The organism is Desulfuribacillus alkaliarsenatis, assembly GCF_001730225.1.
Taxonomy (GTDB): domain Bacteria; phylum Bacillota; class Bacilli; order Desulfuribacillales; family Desulfuribacillaceae; genus Desulfuribacillus; species Desulfuribacillus alkaliarsenatis.
Genome location: NZ_MIJE01000033.1, coordinates 111,526 through 130,159, shown reverse-complemented (window position 1 = coordinate 130,159; position 18,634 = coordinate 111,526). Strand labels below are relative to the sequence as shown.

17 protein-coding genes and 1 other annotated feature are annotated in these 18,634 nt (G+C 34.0%); of the genes, 16 read left to right on the top strand and 1 reads right to left on the bottom strand.

Going from position 1 to position 18,634, the window contains the following annotated elements; all coding sequences use genetic code 11:
- The first annotated feature begins 41 nt into the window (after positions 1-41).
- The 16 genes from spoVE to ileS all read left to right on the top strand — a co-directional run bounded on the left by spoVE (position 42) and on the right by ileS (position 16,858).
- Positions 42-1,139 carry a stage V sporulation protein E gene (gene spoVE / locus BHF68_RS12490; RefSeq protein ID WP_069643994.1) on the top strand — a complete coding sequence of 366 codons (1,098 nt, stop codon included), beginning with the start codon at positions 42-44 and terminating at the stop codon, positions 1,137-1,139.
- Positions 1,140-1,170: 31 nt separating this feature from the next.
- Positions 1,171-2,268 carry an undecaprenyldiphospho-muramoylpentapeptide beta-N-acetylglucosaminyltransferase gene (murG, locus tag BHF68_RS12485; RefSeq protein WP_069643993.1) on the top strand — a complete coding sequence of 366 codons (1,098 nt, stop codon included), beginning with the start codon at positions 1,171-1,173 and terminating at the stop codon, positions 2,266-2,268.
- Positions 2,269-2,512: 244 nt separating this feature from the next.
- Positions 2,513-3,775 carry a UDP-N-acetylglucosamine 1-carboxyvinyltransferase gene (gene murA / locus BHF68_RS12480; protein WP_069643992.1) on the top strand — a complete coding sequence of 421 codons (1,263 nt, stop codon included), beginning with the start codon at positions 2,513-2,515 and terminating at the stop codon, positions 3,773-3,775.
- Between the two features lie 109 nt (positions 3,776-3,884).
- Positions 3,885-4,667, top strand: coding sequence for a cell division protein FtsQ/DivIB (locus tag BHF68_RS12475; RefSeq protein WP_069643991.1), 783 nt, complete (start codon positions 3,885-3,887; stop codon positions 4,665-4,667).
- 92 nt (positions 4,668-4,759) lie between these two features.
- The gene (ftsA, locus tag BHF68_RS12470; RefSeq protein ID WP_069643990.1) at positions 4,760-5,992 is read left to right on the top strand and encodes a cell division protein FtsA; all 1,233 of its coding nucleotides are present in this window, start codon (positions 4,760-4,762) and stop codon (positions 5,990-5,992) included.
- A gap of 27 nt (positions 5,993-6,019) precedes the next feature.
- Positions 6,020-7,105, top strand: coding sequence for a cell division protein FtsZ (gene ftsZ, locus BHF68_RS12465; RefSeq protein ID WP_069643989.1), 1,086 nt, complete (start codon positions 6,020-6,022; stop codon positions 7,103-7,105).
- Positions 7,106-7,307: 202 nt separating this feature from the next.
- Positions 7,308-8,294, top strand: a complete 987-nt coding sequence (spoIIGA, locus tag BHF68_RS12460; protein WP_069643988.1) for a sigma-E processing peptidase SpoIIGA — start codon at positions 7,308-7,310, stop codon at positions 8,292-8,294.
- Entirely contained in the window at positions 8,251-8,982 is a 732-nt protein-coding gene (gene sigE / locus BHF68_RS12455; protein ID WP_069643987.1) for an RNA polymerase sporulation sigma factor SigE, read from the top strand. The genes spoIIGA and sigE overlap by 44 nt, the downstream gene beginning before the upstream one ends.
- A 194-nt stretch (positions 8,983-9,176) precedes the next feature.
- Positions 9,177-9,956, top strand: coding sequence for an RNA polymerase sporulation sigma factor SigG (gene sigG, locus BHF68_RS12450; protein ID WP_069643986.1), 780 nt, complete (start codon positions 9,177-9,179; stop codon positions 9,954-9,956).
- Positions 9,957-10,030: 74 nt separating this feature from the next.
- A complete protein-coding gene (locus BHF68_RS12445; protein ID WP_069643985.1) occupies positions 10,031-10,351 on the top strand; it encodes a YlmC/YmxH family sporulation protein in 321 nt (106 codons plus the stop codon).
- A gap of 110 nt (positions 10,352-10,461) precedes the next feature.
- The gene (gene pgeF, locus BHF68_RS12440; protein WP_069643984.1) at positions 10,462-11,304 is read left to right on the top strand and encodes a peptidoglycan editing factor PgeF; all 843 of its coding nucleotides are present in this window, start codon (positions 10,462-10,464) and stop codon (positions 11,302-11,304) included.
- Positions 11,297-11,998: a YggS family pyridoxal phosphate-dependent enzyme gene (locus BHF68_RS12435; protein WP_245669679.1), complete on the top strand. Its 702-nt coding sequence runs from the start codon at positions 11,297-11,299 to the stop codon at positions 11,996-11,998. Before pgeF ends, BHF68_RS12435 begins: the two co-directional genes overlap by 8 nt.
- A 100-nt stretch (positions 11,999-12,098) precedes the next feature.
- On the top strand, positions 12,099-12,386 hold the full coding sequence (locus BHF68_RS12430; RefSeq protein ID WP_245669678.1) for a YggT family protein: 288 nt from the start codon (positions 12,099-12,101) through the stop codon (positions 12,384-12,386).
- 1 nt (position 12,387) lies between these two features.
- Positions 12,388-13,179: a YlmH family RNA-binding protein gene (locus BHF68_RS12425; RefSeq protein ID WP_069643982.1), complete on the top strand. Its 792-nt coding sequence runs from the start codon at positions 12,388-12,390 to the stop codon at positions 13,177-13,179.
- Between the two features lie 70 nt (positions 13,180-13,249).
- On the top strand, positions 13,250-13,738 hold the full coding sequence (locus BHF68_RS12420) for a DivIVA domain-containing protein (protein ID WP_069643981.1): 489 nt from the start codon (positions 13,250-13,252) through the stop codon (positions 13,736-13,738).
- A 46-nt stretch (positions 13,739-13,784) separates the two neighbouring features.
- Positions 13,785-14,040: a binding site (T-box leader), on the top strand.
- Positions 14,041-14,089: 49 nt separating this feature from the next.
- Entirely contained in the window at positions 14,090-16,858 is a 2,769-nt protein-coding gene (gene ileS, locus BHF68_RS12415; protein WP_069643980.1) for an isoleucine--tRNA ligase, read from the top strand.
- A 93-nt stretch (positions 16,859-16,951) separates the two neighbouring features.
- Here the strand turns inward: ileS and BHF68_RS12410 are convergent, their stop codons facing one another.
- On the bottom strand, positions 16,952-18,634 hold the full coding sequence (locus tag BHF68_RS12410) for an ABC1 kinase family protein (RefSeq protein WP_069643979.1): 1,683 nt from the start codon (positions 18,632-18,634) through the stop codon (positions 16,952-16,954).

Below are 18,634 nucleotides of genomic sequence, written 5' to 3'. Positions count from 1 at the left end.
ATAGACAAGGATGTTTTATTTATATAATAGGAGGATCTATTATGGATAAGCACAAGTCTACTCCTGACTATTTAATAATCATAGTTACTTTGGGGTTATTAGGTATTGGAGTAATCGCTGTTTATAGTTCAAGTGCAGTTATGTCATTAGCTAGTTTTGGTGATAGTTTCTATTATGCTAAAAGGCAAGTTATCTGGGCTATCATTGGTCTTATAGCTATGTTTGCAATTATGAATTTTGATTATTGGAAGTGGAGAGATTATGCTGGAAAAATACTATTCGGCTGCTACTTCTTTTTATTCTTAGTTTTAGTTCCTGGAATCGGCACTGTACGAAACGGAGCTAGAAGCTGGATTGACCTAGGATTTATGTCTTTACAACCAGCAGAGTTTGCTAAATTAGGTGTAATAATATACTTGGCATACTGGCTGTCAAAAAACCAAGATAAAATAGCGGATTTTAGAAGTGGTTTTATGCCACCGTTGCTTATTTGTATCGGTACGTTCGGAATAATCATGTTACAGCCAGATTTAGGAACAGGTAGCGTGTTATTTTTAACTGGTATGATTATTATTTTTACTGCAGGCGCTAGAATCAAACACATATTGTTTATTGCGTCTTTATCAATACCAGCTTTTATTGCTTTAGTTTTCATTGCTCCATATAGAGTGAAACGTTTAACTTCGTTTTTAGATCCATGGGGTGATCCGTTAAATACTGGTTATCATATCATTCAATCACTGTATGCAATTGGTCCAGGAGGACTTATGGGGCTAGGTCTAGGTAGGTCAAGACAAAAGTTTTTCTATCTACCCGAGCCACAAACAGATTTCATATTTTCAATTTTAGCTGAAGAATTAGGGTTTATTGGAGGCGCTTTAGTAATCTTCTTATTCATACTATTGATATGGAGAGGAATGAGAACTGCTATAGTTGCTCCAGATTTATTTGGGACATTTTTAGCTACTGGAATTATAGGGATGATTGCAGTACAGGTAATTATCAATATTGGGGTTGTCACGGGCTCCTTTCCAGTTACAGGGATAACACTGCCTTTTATAAGTTATGGTGGATCATCTTTAGTCCTAATCCTGTGTAGTGTCGGGATCTTATTAAATATATCTAAATATGCAAAATAAATATATCCAAATATGCAAAGTAGGTGGGAAAATGAGAGTACTTTTAACTGGTGGTGGAACAGGGGGACATATTTATCCTGCTTTAGCATTAGCAAATCATCTCAAAAATCAAGACCCTAGCACGGAGTTCCTATATATAGGTACAGAAAATGGGTTGGAAGCTGATATTGTACCTAAAGCTGGTTATAATATGTCTTCTATAAATGTAAGCGGCTTTAAGAGGAAGCTATCATTACATAACTTTAAAGTGCTTTATCAGTTTATGACTGCATGCTTAAATACAAGGAAAATAATTAAACAATTTAAACCAGATATTGCAATCGGTACAGGCGGCTACGTAGCAGGACCTGTTATATATACTGCTGAGAAGATGGGTATACCTACTATAATTCACGAACAGAATGCTGTACCTGGATTGACTAATAAATTTCTAGCAAGAATCGCAGATACTGTTGCAGTTACGTTTCCCGAAAGTGATAAATTATTTAATAAAGCAAAAAAAGTAGTTGTTACTGGTAATCCTCGTGCTTCAGAAGTTGCTATTGCAGATGCTACAAAGGGAAGAGAGGCATTGAAATTATCAAACTCACTACCAATTGTATTAGTAGTCGGTGGAAGTCGTGGTGCTAAAGCAATTAATGATTCTATGGAACAATTGCTTATAGACAATAATGATTTACCGTTTCAATTAATATTTGTAACGGGTAATATTCATTTTGATAGATTTAATAATATGAAAAGAAGTAATAATGTACATATAGTTCCATTTTTATATAACATGCCTGATGTACTGGCGTGTACTGACTTAGTTATTGGTAGAGCTGGTGCGACTTTTTTAGCAGAAATAACCTCCTTAGGAATACCAGCAATCTTAATACCATCACCGTATGTAACTAACAACCATCAGTTACATAATGCTAAAGCTTTAGAATCTGTGCGGGCAGCAGTAATTATTGAAGAAAAAAATCTACATACAATAAAATTAGCAGATGAGATAATGAAGCTTCTTAATAATACTTTTGCTATGGAAGAATATAAAGCTTCATCAAAAAAGCTAGGGCTACCAAACTCTGCAGAATTACTGATAAAAGAAATTAAACTACTAACAAAGTTAAAACAAATTACATAATCACCGTTTAACCATATTGTCACCTTTTATTTGCCTAGACATAATATATTCTATAAGCGAGAGAACAGGGTGCGACTCGGGATACAGTCTAAATCTCGTTATATAAAAATATTAGGTGGAAGGTGGGAGGGTACACATTAGACCAATAAACTACTCCAAACCTACTACAGAAAAGTATGCACAATAACATTTCTAAGCTAGGTAGAACGGGTCATGGGAGTGTGGCAATATGGAGGTGAGCGTATTGGAAAAATTGGTCATCCGTGGTGGAAATTCACTATATGGAAAGACAGGTGTACATGGTTCGAAGAATGCTGCTTTACCAATTTTAGCTGCATCAGTTTTAGTTGATCAGCCGTGTACGATATCAGGAGTTCCAAAACTGCTAGATATTAAAGTGATGATCAATATATTAAAGTCTTTGGGTTTAGAGGTTGAGCAAGATGATGACCAAATAAAGATATTAAGCTCAAGGGTTATATCTACAAATGTACCAGAGGAGTTAATGAGAAAAATGAGATCATCTATATTTCTCATGGGTCCTCTGTTGGCTAAATACGGTAGTGTTACAGTTTCTAGGCCTGGAGGTTGCGCTATAGGTAGTCGAAGAATCGACTTGCACTTAAATGGATTAAAAGCTTTAGGTGCTAGTATAATTGAAGTCAACGGCTTTATACATTGCGAAGCTAAAAAACTGAAAGGCGCTGATATATATTTAGATTTTCCAAGCGTCGGAGCTACAGAAAATATTATGATGGCTGCTTGTATGGCAGAAGGAGTTACAGAAATAATTAACCCTGCTAGAGAGCCAGAGATAATAGATTTAGCTAACTTTATTAACACTATTGGTGGGCATATAGAAGGAGCAGGGACAGACAGGATTACAATTTACGGTAAAGAGCGTTTGACGACTGACAAAGATTATATAAATTATAGAGTTATATCAGATAGAATTGTAGCTGGAACCTTAATGGTAGGCGCTGCGATGACACGAGGAGACTTAATTCTTGAAGATGTACAACCAAATTTTCTGATGTCTGTAATTAGTAAACTTAAGCAGGTTGGTGCAAATGTAATAATTTCCAGTAATTCTGTAAGGGTTATTGGACCAGAGTTTATAGAAAAAATTGACCGTTTAGTTACTGCCCCTTACCCAGGCTTTCCAACAGATATGCAGCCGCAACTGATGTCTTTGCTAACAATTGCTAATGGAACGAGTGTAATTAAAGAATCTGTTTTTGAGGAAAGATTCAAGCATGTTGAACAGTTGTTGCGAATGGGAGCTAAGATAACTGTTGATTTGAATTTAGCATTTATAAGAGGTGTAGAGGGATTACAGGGATCAAAGGTTATCGCTACTGATTTACGAGCTGGAGCATCATTAGTATTAGCCGGTCTAATTGCAGATGGAGAAACTGAAATTTCGTGTATTGAACATATTGATAGAGGATATGAATCAGTAGAGAACATGTTTAATAAGATTGGTGCAAATATAATTAGGAAGTAATACCTAAACAGCGACATGACCAAATGTCGCTGTTAATTTATGAAGGAATCTAGTATAATACTTGTATGAATATAGATGAATATTAAATACATAACAAAAGGAGAAAAGAATGTCATATCGACCTACAGAGGATTATGACAAAATTGAAGAAGAAGTTCCATTAAAACATTGGGCAAATAAGTTTTTACATGGTATTATAGTATTGTTATTTTTTTTGGTTATCTGTGTTAGTATATTTTTATATTCGCCGTATTCTAAAGTTCAAGAAATCACGATTTCAGGGAGTGATTTAGTAGACGAGCAGTTAGTAATGCAAGCTACCAGAATCGAATTAGGTGATAGCTTTTTAAAGGTTAACACTAAAAAAATAAAAGATACAATAGAAAAACTGAAGCCAATTAAATCTGTTGATGTAACTTTTAATTTTCCTAATACTATACACATAGATATAGTAGAAAAACGTGTTGTATCATTTCTATATAATTCTGATAATAGTCTCATCCCGCTACTTGAAGATGGTACAGTGTTACATAATTACAATACTCCTATACCATTTAGAAACAGACCAATTATTAATTCTAGTATACAGGAGTCTAGTAGATATAACATTGCAAATCATTTAAAAGATTTGCCGACAGAAGTATTATTAAGATTATCAGAGATTACTCAAGATGATGGAGTCACGGTAATATATACCAGAGATGGTTATGAATTAAGAATGTTCTCTAATGAAATTTCGGACAAGTTGTTTATATTTCGTGATATAATGGATCAACTACATTTTTATGGCGACTCAAAAGGCGTAGTAAATATGTTTGATGCAATATGGTATATTTCATACGAGGATGTTATAAATGAAAGTCTTGTTAATAATCAAGAAATAATTCACTAAATAATTTTTAAAAATTTTCAAATAAAAAAAGGAACTAGAATAATTATAGCGAAATAATTCTAGTAGCGCATTAGTTTGGGAGGTGTCTTTGGTTGACTTTACAGAACCCAGTAGTTAGTTTAGACGTAGGAACATCGGTAATCAGAGTAGTGATAGGTGAAGCAAAAAATGGCACGATACATATTGTAGGTGTGGGTTCTGCACCATCAAGAGGCATTAAAAATGGAGCTATTGTAGATATAGAGCAAACTGTAATGTCTATTGAAGAAGCTGTTGATAAAGCAGAACAAATGGTTGGTATTAAAATTCAATCTGTATTCGTAGGTATTAGCGGCAATCACATTCAACTTACTTCTTCTCATGGTGTTGTTGCAGTAGCAAATCCTGACAAAGAAATAACGGAAGAAGATGTAGAGAGAGTAATAAATGCTGCAAAAGTTATTTCTATTCCACCTGAAAGAACTATAATCGATGTGATTCCACAACAATATATTGTTGATGGACTTGACGGTATAAGTGATCCGCGAGGAATGTTAGGAGTTAGATTGGAAGTTGAAGCTACTATAGTAACTGGATCTAAAACAATCGTTCACAATATAAGACGATGTGTTGAAAAGGCAGGATTACAGGTAGCTCATTTTGTATTATCTTCAATGGCTGGAGGTACAATTGCTCTTAAGAAAGATGAGCGTGAATTGGGTGCAATACTAGTGGATATTGGAGCTGGTGGTGCTAACATTGCAATATTTGAAAAAGGCAACTTAGTTCGCACTAGTGTAATACCAGTGGGTGGTGCATACCTGACTCAGGACATTGCTTACGGATTAAAAACAGAAATGGAAAATGCGGAAAGCGTAAAAATTAAACATGGATGTGCCATGGTCAGTTTAGCTGATGATGAAGAAGTATTTAAAGTTCACAGATTGGGAACGAAAAAGGATAGTGAATTAAATCAAGAAGAATTAGCTTCTATAATTGAACCTAGATTACAGGAAATATTTCAATTAATCCTAAAAGAAGTTCAAAAGCTTGGCTATACGAAGGACATAACAGCAGGGTTTTTTATAACGGGTGGAGTAGCTAATCTTAAAGGGCTTGCTGAATTAGCTGAAATAGAATTTGATGCACCTGTTCAAATAGTAATGCCTAATTATTTAGGTGTAAAAGACTCTAGTTTTACTTCTGGAGTTGGAATTATAAAATACGTTACTGACCAAGGGCTAATACGTTTGTCTAAAAATAGCACTGCTAGTTCTAAAAATATAAACGACCAAGCAAGTGGATTGTTGCAAAAAATAAAGGATTGGTTTAAAGATTTCTTATAAAAGATGGATTATGGGGGGCCCACAAATATGTTAGAGTTTGATATAGACACTCACCAGCTTGCACAAATTAAAGTTATTGGTGTCGGTGGTGGCGGTAGTAATGCTGTTAATCGAATGATTGAAGCTGGAATTCAGGGTGTTGAATTTCTAGCTGTAAATACAGATGCTCAGGCACTTCAGTCTTCATTAGCAGCTAGTAAGATGCAAATAGGAGAAAAGCTCACCCGAGGCCTCGGGGCAGGGGCAAATCCTGAGGTAGGTAAGAAGGCTGCTGAAGAAAGCAGAGAAGATATAATGAATCTTTTAAAAGGTGCAGATATGGTGTTTGTAACTGCTGGTATGGGCGGTGGAACTGGCACTGGTGCGGCAGCAGTGATTGCAGAAATAGCTAAAGAGATAGGAGCATTAACTGTAGGTGTCGTTACAAAACCATTCTCATTTGAAGGTAAACGCAGATCTACCCATGCTAATATTGGGATAGCAAACCTAAAAGAGAAAGTTGATACACTTATAGTTATTCCTAATGATAGACTATTAGAAATAGTTGATAGAAACACTCCAATGGTAGAAGCATTCCGAGAAGCTGATAATGTGTTAAGACAAGGTGTCCAAGGGATTTCTGATTTAATTGCAATACCAGGATTAATTAACCTTGATTTTGCTGATGTTAAGACAATAATGGCTGAGCGTGGCTCTGCTTTAATGGGAGTAGGGGTAGCAACAGGTGAAAACCGTGCTGCAGATGCTGCAAAAAAAGCAATTTGTAGCCCATTGCTAGAAACATCAATTCAGGGAGCTAAAGGTGTACTACTTAATATTACAGGCGGAACGAATTTAAGTTTGTTCGAGGTTAATGAAGCAGCTGATATAGTTCAATCAGCTTCAGATCCAGAAGTTAACCTGATATTTGGGGCAGTTATTAACGAAAACTTAAAAGACGAAATTATTGTAACCGCTATAGCTACTGGTTTTGATCAAGTTGAGAGTGAAGACAATACACGTAAAAAAGAAAATTCAAAGATGCAAGGAATTTCTCCTTTCAGCAACAGCGAATCTACTAGTGGCGGCGCAGATATTGATATACCTGCATTCATGAGGAAGAAAAAAAGTTAGATGCATGTATCATAATTTAATAAAGCATGTCATAAGATTATTATGACTATTTAAAAAGAGTCTCTAAATAGAGGCTCTTTTTTCTAGTATTTTGTAGTATTATGTCGTAATTATTATCGAATATGAGTCAAATTTTGACAGACTTCCATCAAGGTTTTCCATATACTAAAGAAACATTAACTAGAAATTGGTGTGAAGTGAAATGAAATATGTATATATAGATATAATTTTCCTTATTAACTTTTTTGTGGATTTAAGCTTGCTTGTTTTTACTGCAATTTATAGCAATAGAAAGATTAAAAAGTTTCGGTTAGTTATTGCTGCGTTATTAGGGGCGATATACGGTACATTATGGGTATTCTATATAAACATATTTTTTTACACACTACTTGGTAAACTCTTATTTTCATTTATCCTTATATTAACTGCCTTTCCGTGGGTAAATATAAAGGTATATGTTAAGACAATTACTACTTTCTATTTAATAAACTTTGTTACTGCAGGTGCAATTTTTTCGCTACAAATGCTTATGTTAAATAACCAAAGTATTTATAATAGTTGGATTCAGCTATCTGAAGATAATATTTGGATTATTGAAGTCTCAGCTATTTCTTTAGTGTTTGGAATTCCGCTTACTTACTGTTTGATTAAAAGCATGTGGCTACAGATAAAAAAATTGACCTGGGAGCAATCTTGTATTTATAAGTGTGAAGTTCATTATAAAAATAAAATGGTTGTTTTTAATGGTTTACTTGACACAGGTAATCAACTGACAGATCCAATAACGCAAAAACCTGTATCAATTGTAGAATATAATACTGTAAAAAACATAGTACCTGAATTTGTCAATACAGTATATGCGGTGAAATCTTTAAATATTGCTGATATTCATCAACATATTCATAAAAACTCAGCTTATGACACTTTTACTGTTATACCTTATAGAAGTGTGGGAAGTAATAATGATTATTTGTTAGCGTTCAAAACGGATTCAATAGTACTAAAATCAAAGGAGGGAGAAATATATCAAGATGGCGCATTAGTAGGGATTGTTAATCAATGCTTGTCAAGTAATGGAAGGTTTACTGCTATTATTCATCCGCAGTTATTAGAGGGTAAAATGATTAAAAGGGAGGAAACGTTAAATGAACTTATTAGCGAAAAAAATCCACATATTACTAAGGCTTAAATATTTTCAATTGTTAAACTTTATTGGTTGGAAGAGTGATGAAGTATATTATATAGGTGGAAGCGAAACATTACCTCCTCCACTTTCTAGAGACGAGGAATCATATTTACTTAAGAGGTTACCAAGTGGTGATAAATCTGTTAAAGCTATGCTAATAGAACGTAATTTAAGATTAGTAGTATATATAGCTAGAAAGTTTGAAAATACAGGCATTAATATAGAAGATCTTGTCTCAATCGGTGCAATAGGTCTAATAAAAGCGGTTAATACATTTGATCCAGATAAGAAGATTAAATTAGCGACATATGCCTCTAGATGCATTGAAAATGAAATCCTTATGTTTTTACGGAAGAATAATAAAATACGTACTGAGGTTTCCTTTGATGAGCCTCTGAATGTAGATTGGGATGGAAATGAGCTATTGCTTTCTGATGTTTTAGGAACTGAGAATGATACAGTTTTTAAAAATATTGAAGACAGAGTTGATAAAAGATTATTATATAAAGCCTTAGAAAAGCTTTCAGATAGAGAACGTATAATTATGGAAATGCGCTTTGGTTTAGCAGGTCATGAAGAAAAGACGCAGAAGGATGTAGCGGACTTACTAGATATCTCTCAGTCTTATATTTCACGGCTAGAAAAACGCATTATAGGGCGTTTGAAGAAGGAATTCAACAAAATGATATAACTATCTCTATATTTCTTTAAATATCTACGAATATCAAGTATTTTCTGCTGATTTTAAGTGTTTTTTTATAGAAACATTGATACAATAGGCTTTAGCGCATTAATCGGTATAAATGCTAAATTGCATATTTTTATCCCTTGGGGAAATAATTAGATTAATTCCTGTTTTAGGAAAAACCAAGGGAGGGAGTTTTTTTGAAGCGCAACAAAGTTGAAATCTGTGGAGTAGATACATCAAAACTTCCTGTTTTAAAAAATGATGAAATGAAAAAATTATTTGTGAAATATCAAAGTGGTGAAAAATGGGCAAGGGAACAACTCATTAGTGGAAATTTACGATTGGTATTGTCAGTAATTCAAAGATTTAACAATCGAGGTGAATATGTAGACGATCTTTTTCAAGTTGGTTGTATCGGTTTGATTAAGGCTATTGATAATTTTGATTTAAGTCAAAATGTTAAATTTTCAACATATGCTGTTCCAATGATTATTGGTGAGATAAGAAGATACTTAAGGGATAATAATCCTATCAGGGTTAGTAGATCATTGCGTGATATTGCGTATCAAGCATTACAGGTTAGGGACAGTTTAACATATAAAAACTCTCGGGAACCGTCAGTTTATGAGATTTCTGAGGTGTTAAATGTGCCTAAGGAAGATGTCGTTTTTGCATTAGATGCTATTCAGGACCCAGTGTCTATATTTGAGCCAATATATCATGACGGTGGAGATCCAATATTTGTATTAGATCAAATTAAAGATGATCGTGAGCAGGATAGTTTCTGGACTGAAGAAATTGCACTTAAAGAAGCGTTACATAGACTAGAAGGTAGAGAAAAGAAAATACTTTCAATGAGATTTTATGAGGGTAAAACACAAATGGAAGTTGCGGAAGAAATAGGAATTTCGCAAGCACAAGTATCTAGGTTAGAGAAGGCAGCAATTAAACAGGTGCAAAAACATGTTAAAACGTAATCAATCCTTAGAAAAAGCATAAATATTAACAACTCTCTATATAATGTAATATTGGATATAGGGAGCTGATAAAAATGGTTAAGCTATCAGATTTTCAATCTAAAGATGTTATTAACATCATGGATGGTAGAAGACTAGGTGTTATCAGCGATTTTGATTTAGATTTGAAAGAAGGCTATATAAAATCGATAATTGTGCCAGCAGGAGGTAAATTTCTAGGATTATTCAGTGATCGGCAGGACATTATAATTCCTTGGAGACAAATTAGGAAAATTGGAGTGGATGTAATATTGGTTGAATTAGATGATTCAACTATTGCTGAGCATAGAAATGAAGAGGGTAGGACAATTAGAATAGATCAAGATAAATCTAGACCGTATTATCGCTGTCGTTAAAATAGTGCACGCTGTAAAAAGCGTGCTTATTTTTGTATTTTACGAATTTACTATCTTAAGTTAAAATAAGAAGATATAGGTTTGAATTAAAACATACTGGAGAGGATTTAATGTTACCTGTTTTACATCAAGAGCAAGCAGATGTTAGATGGATTGAAATTAATGATACTTGTGATAGACAAGAAGTTAAACTTGCTTTCACTTGTAGATCTGGTGGCTATAGTGTTGCGCCCTATAATAGCCTTAACATGGCAATACATGTTGGTGATGTAAAAGACGTTGTAATGAAAAACAGACAGAAAATTCTATCCGTTTTTAATATAGATATAAGTAATTCTGTTAGTGCTGAACAAATTCATAAAGATAGTATACATATTGTAAATAAGCATGATATAGGTAAAGGTACTACAGACAAAAGTCCGATACCTGAAACAGATGGGTTAATAACTACAGAATTTGGTATTGCATTATTATCATTTTACGCAGATTGTGTGCCAATCTATGTTTGGGATGTGACCAGAGGGATAATTGGTATTGCTCATGCAGGATGGAAGGGGACCGTTTTAGATATTGGTGGCAAAATGGTTGAAAATTTTAGTGCACTTTATAATTCGGAACTTAGTAATATAAAAATTGCCATCGGTCCATCTATATGTAGTAATTGTTACGAAGTTGATGATAATGTAATTAATAAGTATAAATCTTTATTTAATGAAAATGAGTTAAATTTAATATATAGTTGTAAGTCAGAAGGAAAATACTTATTAGATTTACGTAAAGCTAATGAGATTCTACTGTTAAAAAGAGGTATATTATCTAAACATATATTACATATGAATCAATGTACGTCCTGTAATCCAGATTTATTTTTTTCTTATAGATATAATCAAGGAGATACGGGGAGAATGGCGGCGATTATTATGCAAAAAAGGATTGATGTTAAACATGAATAAGGTTGCGGGAATAAATGTTGATAGAGTACAAACGATTATAGCCGATACCTGCAAAAATGCTAATAGAGATAAAGGCGAAATAACGATAGTAGGTGTAACTAAGTATACTGATGCAAATGGAATAATCAGCTGCGTTGAAGCTGGAATAAATGACATTGGTGAGAACAAGGCACAGGACGCTATAGCTAAGATTGATGAATTACCATTGAATCACAAAAGAAACATTAAGTGGCATTTTATTGGACATCTACAGACAAATAAAGTTAAATATATAGTTCCTCATTTTTCATTAATCCACTCTTTAGATAGGCTATCTTTAGCAAAGGAAATTAACAAACAAGCTATAAAGCTAGACATAACTGTAGAATGCTTAATACAAGTAAATGTTTCTGGTGAGCAAACTAAATATGGTGTAGCAATTAATGAGGCTTTAGAATTTGCTAGAAACCTAGAACAATATGAACGCATAAAAATTGTAGGCCTTATGACAATGGCACCATACTTTAATGATCCAGAGTTAGCTAGACCAGTTTTTTCTAGATTACGTTGCTTAAAGGAGGAGATAGCACAATTAAGTCTTGCAAACTATGATATGAAACACTTATCAATGGGAATGTCGAATGATTTTGTAGTTGCTATAGAGGAAGGTGCTACAATCGTTAGATTAGGTAGCATTTTATTCAATAATAATTAATAAAAGAGGTTTTGAGAATTATTGATTTTTCATTAGTAACTGTGTATGCTTTATTGTGTATGCTTTACAAGGCAGCAAAATACAAACTAGGGGTGAAAACGTGTTTATACTGAATACAGTAGCTTTATTATTTGAAATATATTGGTACATTTTAATTGCAAGAATAATAATGTCCTGGGTTCCAAGTTTACAGCATACTGGTTTTGGAGAGGTCATTTATAAGCTTACAGAGCCATATTTATCTATGTTTAGAGGATTTATACCACCGTTGTCATTGGGTGGAGGTTATTTAGATTTATCGCCGATAATCGCATTTATAGCTTTTTATTTTATTAGAATTGGTACATTATCAATTTTAGGTTGGATTCTTTTAAATATAGGTCTATAAAATGGTACATGAATCATCTGGACAAATCTTCAACTATTACAGTAAAGAAGAGGCTGCATTTGCAAAGATGGCTATGAAGATTACTAATTTCTGTTTTGAGAAGAATCAAAGCAAGTTAGTGGATTTTATTGAACCTAACAAACAAAAAGTCCTACAAGATCTTTGTAATCGTTATTCTACATTAGAATGTATTTATTATGGTGGTTATGATAATGCCGAAAGGAAAAAGGCACTAATAGTTCCTGTAGATTGGGGATATAGCAAAGCAGATTTCAAAATTCAAGCTCTAAAACTTACTGTAACGGAATATAAGCACTCACTTAAGCATAATGATTTTTTAGGCGCAATATTAGGACAAGGAATCAAACGTGAAAAAGTCGGAGATATAAAACTTACAGAAAACGAATGCTTTGTCATTATCGACAGTGTAATTGCTGAATACATAGTGGACCAAATGTATCAAGTGGGCAATTATAAAGTAGATGTTGAAAAGATAGATGATGAACAACTGCCAGATATACAAGATGAATTTAAAAGTATTGAATGCACTGTAAGTTCAATGCGGCTAGACAGTATTGTAAAAGCAGCGACTAATATGTCGAGGTCTAAGGCTGCAGAGTTAATTAACAAAGGCACTGTCAAGCTAAATTGGGGAGTTAACGAAAATACTGCTGCGTCTGTAAATGCTAATGATATTATATCGATTAGAGGTAAAGGTAGATTTAAAATACTTAAGGTATCACCAGCGAATAAGAAAGGTAGGACTCCTATTCAAATCGGTAAATATATTTAGCAGGATTTTTGTATATTTTGTCGAAAGAACTAAAGAAGTCAGATTAGAGAAAATGTGGAGGTGCAGGGATATGGCTTTAACACCGTTGGATATTAGTAATAAAGAGTTTTCACGCTCACTTAGAGGGTATGATATTGATGAAGTTAATGAGTTTTTAGATCATGTTATTAAAGATTTCGAGGCACTTATTAAAGATAACAAAAATTTACAAGAACAAGTTAAAGGCTTAGAAGAGAAAGCAAGTCACTTTAATAGACTAGAAGAAAATTTAACTAAATCAATTGTAGTCGCTCAAGAAACTTCAGAAGAAGTAAAGTCAAATGCAAAAAAAGAGGCAAAACTAATAATTAAAGAAGCTGAGAAAAATGCCGATAGAATTATTAATGAGTCAGTTATGAAAGCCCATAAAGCAGCAATGGAAGTTGATGAGCTTAAAAAACAAGCAAAAATGTATCGGGCTAGATTGCGCTCACTGATCCAAGCTCAATTAGAACTAGTTGATAATGAAGATTGGGATGATTTAAATCAAATAACAAAGAAAATAGAAGACATTGAATAAAAATTGACTTATTATATAAGATTATATATAATTTAGTGCAATATTATTAAATGTAGGGACAAGTATATATATGACCAATTGATAACAGCGATCTGGGGTAGTGAAAGCCAGAACAACGTTATATATAGAAATCACCCGATTACCTTATCTTTTGAAGTTATTAGTAGAAAGATACGTAAGCCTGCGTTAAAGGCATAAGTGATTACATTTGAGTTTGTCTTATGATAAATTCAGAATTTGTTTTTATGATAAATTCTCATGTAGTTATTAGGGTGGTACCGCGGGTAAACCTCGTCCCTTTGGGATGGGGTTTTTATTATTTATTTTTAAAATAAATGGAGGAATACAGAAATGGATTACGGAAAATTATTAAATTTACCATCGACAGAATTTCCAATGCGTGGAAATTTGCCAAAAAAAGAGCCTGATATACAAGCCTGGTGGGACGAAATAAATATTTATGAAAAAATACAAGATGCTAAAAAGGGCAATGAAAAATTCATATTACATGATGGGCCTCCATATGCAAATGGTGATATTCATCTTGGACATGCTTTAAACAAAGTACTTAAAGACATTATTGTTAAATTTAAGTCAATGCAAGGTTATGATGCTCCGTATGTACCTGGATGGGATACACATGGTCTTCCTATAGAGCATGCTATTATTAAAAAGGAAAAAATAGACCGTCATTCAATTAGTGTGATAGATTTCAGACAAAAGTGTGCAGATTATGCACTAGCATTTATAGACAAGCAAAGAAAACAATTTTTGCGATTAGGTGTCCGTGGAGATTGGTATAACCCTTATATTACTTTAAAGCCAGAATACGAAGCTGAGCAAATTAAGGTTTTTGGTGAAATGGCTAAAAAGGGATACATCTATAAAGGTAAAAAGCCAGTTTATTGGTGCTCTGATTGTGAGACTGCATTAGCTGAAGCTGAAATCGAATATAAAGATAAATCAAGTAAATCTATCTATGTTACATTTAAAGTGTCAGATGGTAAAGGGATACTTAATAATGATAACAGCTATGTGGTTATTTGGACTACTACTCCATGGACAATACCTGCTAACATGGCAATAGCAGTGCATCCTGAGGTTGAGTATACATTACTAATTTCAAATAATAAGCAGTATCTAGTAGCGACAGAACTAGTTGAGCAGCTTGTTAAGACATTTGGATTGGAGGATTTTAAAACAGAGGGCTCATGGAAAGGGCACCAGCTTGAAGGTATAGTAACAACGCACCCACTATATGAGCGTAATTCGCCTATAATTTTAGGTGATCATGTAACAATTGAGCAAGGAACAGGATGTGTTCACACTGCTCCAGGGCACGGTTTAGAGGATTATTTAGTAGGGTTAAAATACAATATTGATATTTTAGCTCCAATTGATCACAAAGGACACTTTACTGAAGAAGCAGGGCCTTTTGCTGGTGCATATTATGCTAAAGGTAACAAATTAGTAATAGAAGCTCTAAATGAAGCTGGTGCGTTATTATCAATTGGCGATATAGAGCATCAATATCCTCATTGTTGGAGATGTAAAGGTGCTGTTATTTATAGAGCAACTGAGCAATGGTTCGCGTCAATTGATGGCTTTCGTAAGCAAATGCTTGAAGAAGTTAAAAAGGTACAATGGGTTCCTGCATGGGGCGAACAAAGAATGCATAATATGATTGCTGAACGTGGCGATTGGTGTATCTCTCGTCAGAGGGTGTGGGGAGTTCCAATACCAATATTGTATTGTGATACATGTAGTAAAGAGATAATCAATGATGAAACGATAGAAAGAATCTCAAACATCTTTAGAGCCGAAGGATCACAAGCATGGTGGATACGTGATGCCAAGGATTTCTTAGCTACAGACCATAAATGTGATTGTGGGGGAGCATCCTTCCGAAAAGAAGAAGATATAATGGATGTATGGTTTGATTCTGGCTCTAGTCATGCAGCTGTAGCAGCTACTAGAAGTGAGCTTCAATGGCCTACAGATTTATATTTGGAGGGGTCTGATCAATATAGAGGGTGGTTTAACTCATCTTTATCAACCGCTGTGGCAACGAGGGGACAAGCGCCATATAAAGCAGTATTGAGTCATGGCTGGGTTGTAGATGGTGAAGGACGCAAGATGTCTAAGTCATTAGGAAACGGTATAGACCCGTTAGAGGTTGTTAATAAACTTGGTGCCGATATACTGAGATTATGGGTATCTTCAGCGGAATATAAGGCCGATGTAAGAATATCTGATAACATACTTCAACAGATGTCCGAAGTATACAGGAAGGTTCGCAATACATTAAGGTTTTTACTTGGAAATCTATATGATTTTAATGTTAAATTGCACCGAGTGAATGTTTCTGAAATGCAAGAAATTGATCAGTATGCTTTAATACGTTTGAATCGTTTAATTGAAAAAACGACTAATGCCTATAGTAAGTATGATTTTCACATAGTATTTCATGCAATCCATAACTTCTGCACGATTGACATGAGCTCATTCTATCTTGATATTTTAAAGGATAGACTTTATACTAACGCTCCAGGGTCACATTCTAGACGTGCAGCGCAAACGGTAATTTATGATGTGCTATTGTCACTTGTAAAATTGATTACACCAATTTTATCTCATACTGCGGAAGAGACATGGAAATATATACCTGAAACAAATTTGATAAGTCCACAGTTAGCCGATTGGCCAACTATAGATAATACAATCCTTGATTCAAGTATTGAAGAAAAGTGGGACAAGGTTATTAAAATAAGAGAAGAAATTCTTAAGCCATTAGAAGTAGCCAGGGCTGAGAAGGTGATAGGTCACTCATTAGGGGCAGAGGTTGATTTATATCCAACTAAAGAAACTTATGAAATACTGTCTACAGTTAAAGACCTTGAGAAGGTTTTGATTGTCTCAAAAGTAACATTGCATAATGAGGCTACGAAAGCACCTGAGGGAGCAATGGATATGAAAGGGTTAAAGGTTATGGTAACACCAGCAAAAGGGGAGAAATGTGAGCGCTGCTGGATTGTTACACCAGATATTGGAGTTAACACGGAGCACCCAACGATTTGCCCGAGCTGTGCAGATGCCGTTAAGGATTTTGAGTTGAAATAACAAATAAATAATTTTTATAGAGAGCAAAAAAGATCTGTTGTATTTTCAGTACAACAGATCTTTTTTTAAATTTATAAATAGTAATGTTAAAAATCAAAATCTTCCTGATCGGAAAATAGAAATCAATAACCATAAAAACATGAACGTAGCAACGATAAATCCAATTTCAATCGCAGGAACATCCCATAACACAGTTTGATGTCTATTCAATGAAGAGCCAACGATTAACCCTACCATAATAATACTAAAGGAAAGCATAATTATAGCGAAGCTAAGTCGATTACTTATAGTATCAAGTTTTCTTAAGAATAAGTCGAGCTTAGGTACAGTTATTTCTATGTTTGTTTTACCTTCTTTAGTTTTTTGTAATAAATCCTTAGTTAATCGGGGTATATCTAATAATATCTCACTGTAATCCTTCGCTTCTTCTGTAAATCGCCTTAATAAATTTTCTGGTGAGTACTGTGTCTTTAAGTATTTTTTTCCCATAGGTTCGGCAATTTGCACTATATTTAGCTTAGGAGCTAATGTTTCTACTAATCCTTCTAAAGTTATTAGCGCTTTAGCTAATAGTAAAAATTCTGTAGGGACTAATATGCCATGTTTTCTAGTTACGGCAAACAAATCTTTTATTGCCTCACCTAGATGTATTTCGCTAAAAGGAACATAATAATATTTATCCCGTAAGACATCTATATCCTGGTGGAAGCGCTTTATGTCAGTACCATCTGGAACTATTCCGATTGAGTGTATAGCCTTTACAATTGTTCCAGTATTTTTACGCATTAGACCAATTAATATATTAATAAAGCTTTCTTGTATGCTTTTTGAAGCCTTTCCAACCATGCCGAAATCCAATAAACCAATTGAGTTATTTTCTAATAAAAGCATATTTCCAGGATGTGGGTCAGCGTGGAATATGCCATCATTCAATATCATATGAAACATTGCTTCTATCATTGTAGTAGCAATCAGTTCTTTATCGTCAGTGTTTATGAACTTATCAGTAGTCTTAGTAAGTTTTTCGCCATCGAGGTATTCAAGGGTTATTACTTTTTTTGTTGTGTAATCCCAGATGACTTCAGGTATGTAAATAGGATAGTCTGTATTCTTTAAATTGCTTTTTATTCTCTCAGTGTTTCGAGCTTCTTGCAAATAGTTAAGTTCACTGCGAATAGAAAAAGCGAATTCATCCACTAACTCATATAGATGATATTGCTTTCCCCATTCTGTTCTATTTTCAGATATTCTTGCAATGTCAAACAGTATATCTAAGTCAGTTTCAATCGTTTCTGTAATATCTGGTCTTTGAACCTTGACTGCAACAGGTTGACCTGATTTTAATCGAGCTTTATGAACCTGGCCAATTGAAGCTGTAGCAATAGGTTCAGTTTCGACACTTAAGAAAATGTTCTCAATTGGTTGCAGAAGCTCTGACTCTATAATTTTTTTAACCTCTGTATATGAAAAAGAACTAACGTTATCCTGTAAGTTTTCTAATTCAGAAATAATATCCTCTGGGAAAATGTCATGTCTAGTGCTTGCAATCTGACCAAGTTTAATAAATGTAGGTCCCAATTCCTCACAAACAAGTCGTATTCGTTCGCCCCTGGATTTTTTAGCATGTATCTTAGATGTTAAAACTTCTTGGTGTTTATCCTTGCCAAACAAATCAATTATTCTTGTTTGATCGATTAAGAATCCAAACCCATGCTTTGCTAGTGTGTTAACGATTTTTCGATAACGACTTATATGACGATAACGTGTTTTAAACAT

Excerpts from the sequence above, each read along its gene's own strand:
- BHF68_RS12420 (WP_069643981.1), top strand. The coding sequence starts at position 13,250 with ATGGCTTTAACACCGTTGGATATTAGTAATAAAGAGTTTTCACGCTCA.
- spoVE (WP_069643994.1), top strand. The coding sequence starts at position 42 with ATGGATAAGCACAAGTCTACTCCTGACTATTTAATAATCATAGTTACT.
- BHF68_RS12435 (WP_245669679.1), top strand. The coding sequence starts at position 11,297 with ATGAATAAGGTTGCGGGAATAAATGTTGATAGAGTACAAACGATTATA.
- ftsZ (WP_069643989.1), top strand. The coding sequence starts at position 6,020 with ATGTTAGAGTTTGATATAGACACTCACCAGCTTGCACAAATTAAAGTT.
- murG (WP_069643993.1), top strand. The coding sequence starts at position 1,171 with ATGAGAGTACTTTTAACTGGTGGTGGAACAGGGGGACATATTTATCCT.
- BHF68_RS12410 (WP_069643979.1), bottom strand. The coding sequence starts at position 18,634 with ATGTTTAAAACACGTTATCGTCATATAAGTCGTTATCGAAAAATCGTT.
- ileS (WP_069643980.1), top strand. The coding sequence starts at position 14,090 with ATGGATTACGGAAAATTATTAAATTTACCATCGACAGAATTTCCAATG.
- BHF68_RS12425 (WP_069643982.1), top strand. The coding sequence starts at position 12,388 with ATGGTACATGAATCATCTGGACAAATCTTCAACTATTACAGTAAAGAA.
- BHF68_RS12475 (WP_069643991.1), top strand. The coding sequence starts at position 3,885 with ATGTCATATCGACCTACAGAGGATTATGACAAAATTGAAGAAGAAGTT.
- pgeF (WP_069643984.1), top strand. The coding sequence starts at position 10,462 with ATGTTACCTGTTTTACATCAAGAGCAAGCAGATGTTAGATGGATTGAA.
- spoIIGA (WP_069643988.1), top strand. The coding sequence starts at position 7,308 with ATGAAATATGTATATATAGATATAATTTTCCTTATTAACTTTTTTGTG.
- sigE (WP_069643987.1), top strand. The coding sequence starts at position 8,251 with ATGAACTTATTAGCGAAAAAAATCCACATATTACTAAGGCTTAAATAT.
- BHF68_RS12445 (WP_069643985.1), top strand. The coding sequence starts at position 10,031 with ATGGTTAAGCTATCAGATTTTCAATCTAAAGATGTTATTAACATCATG.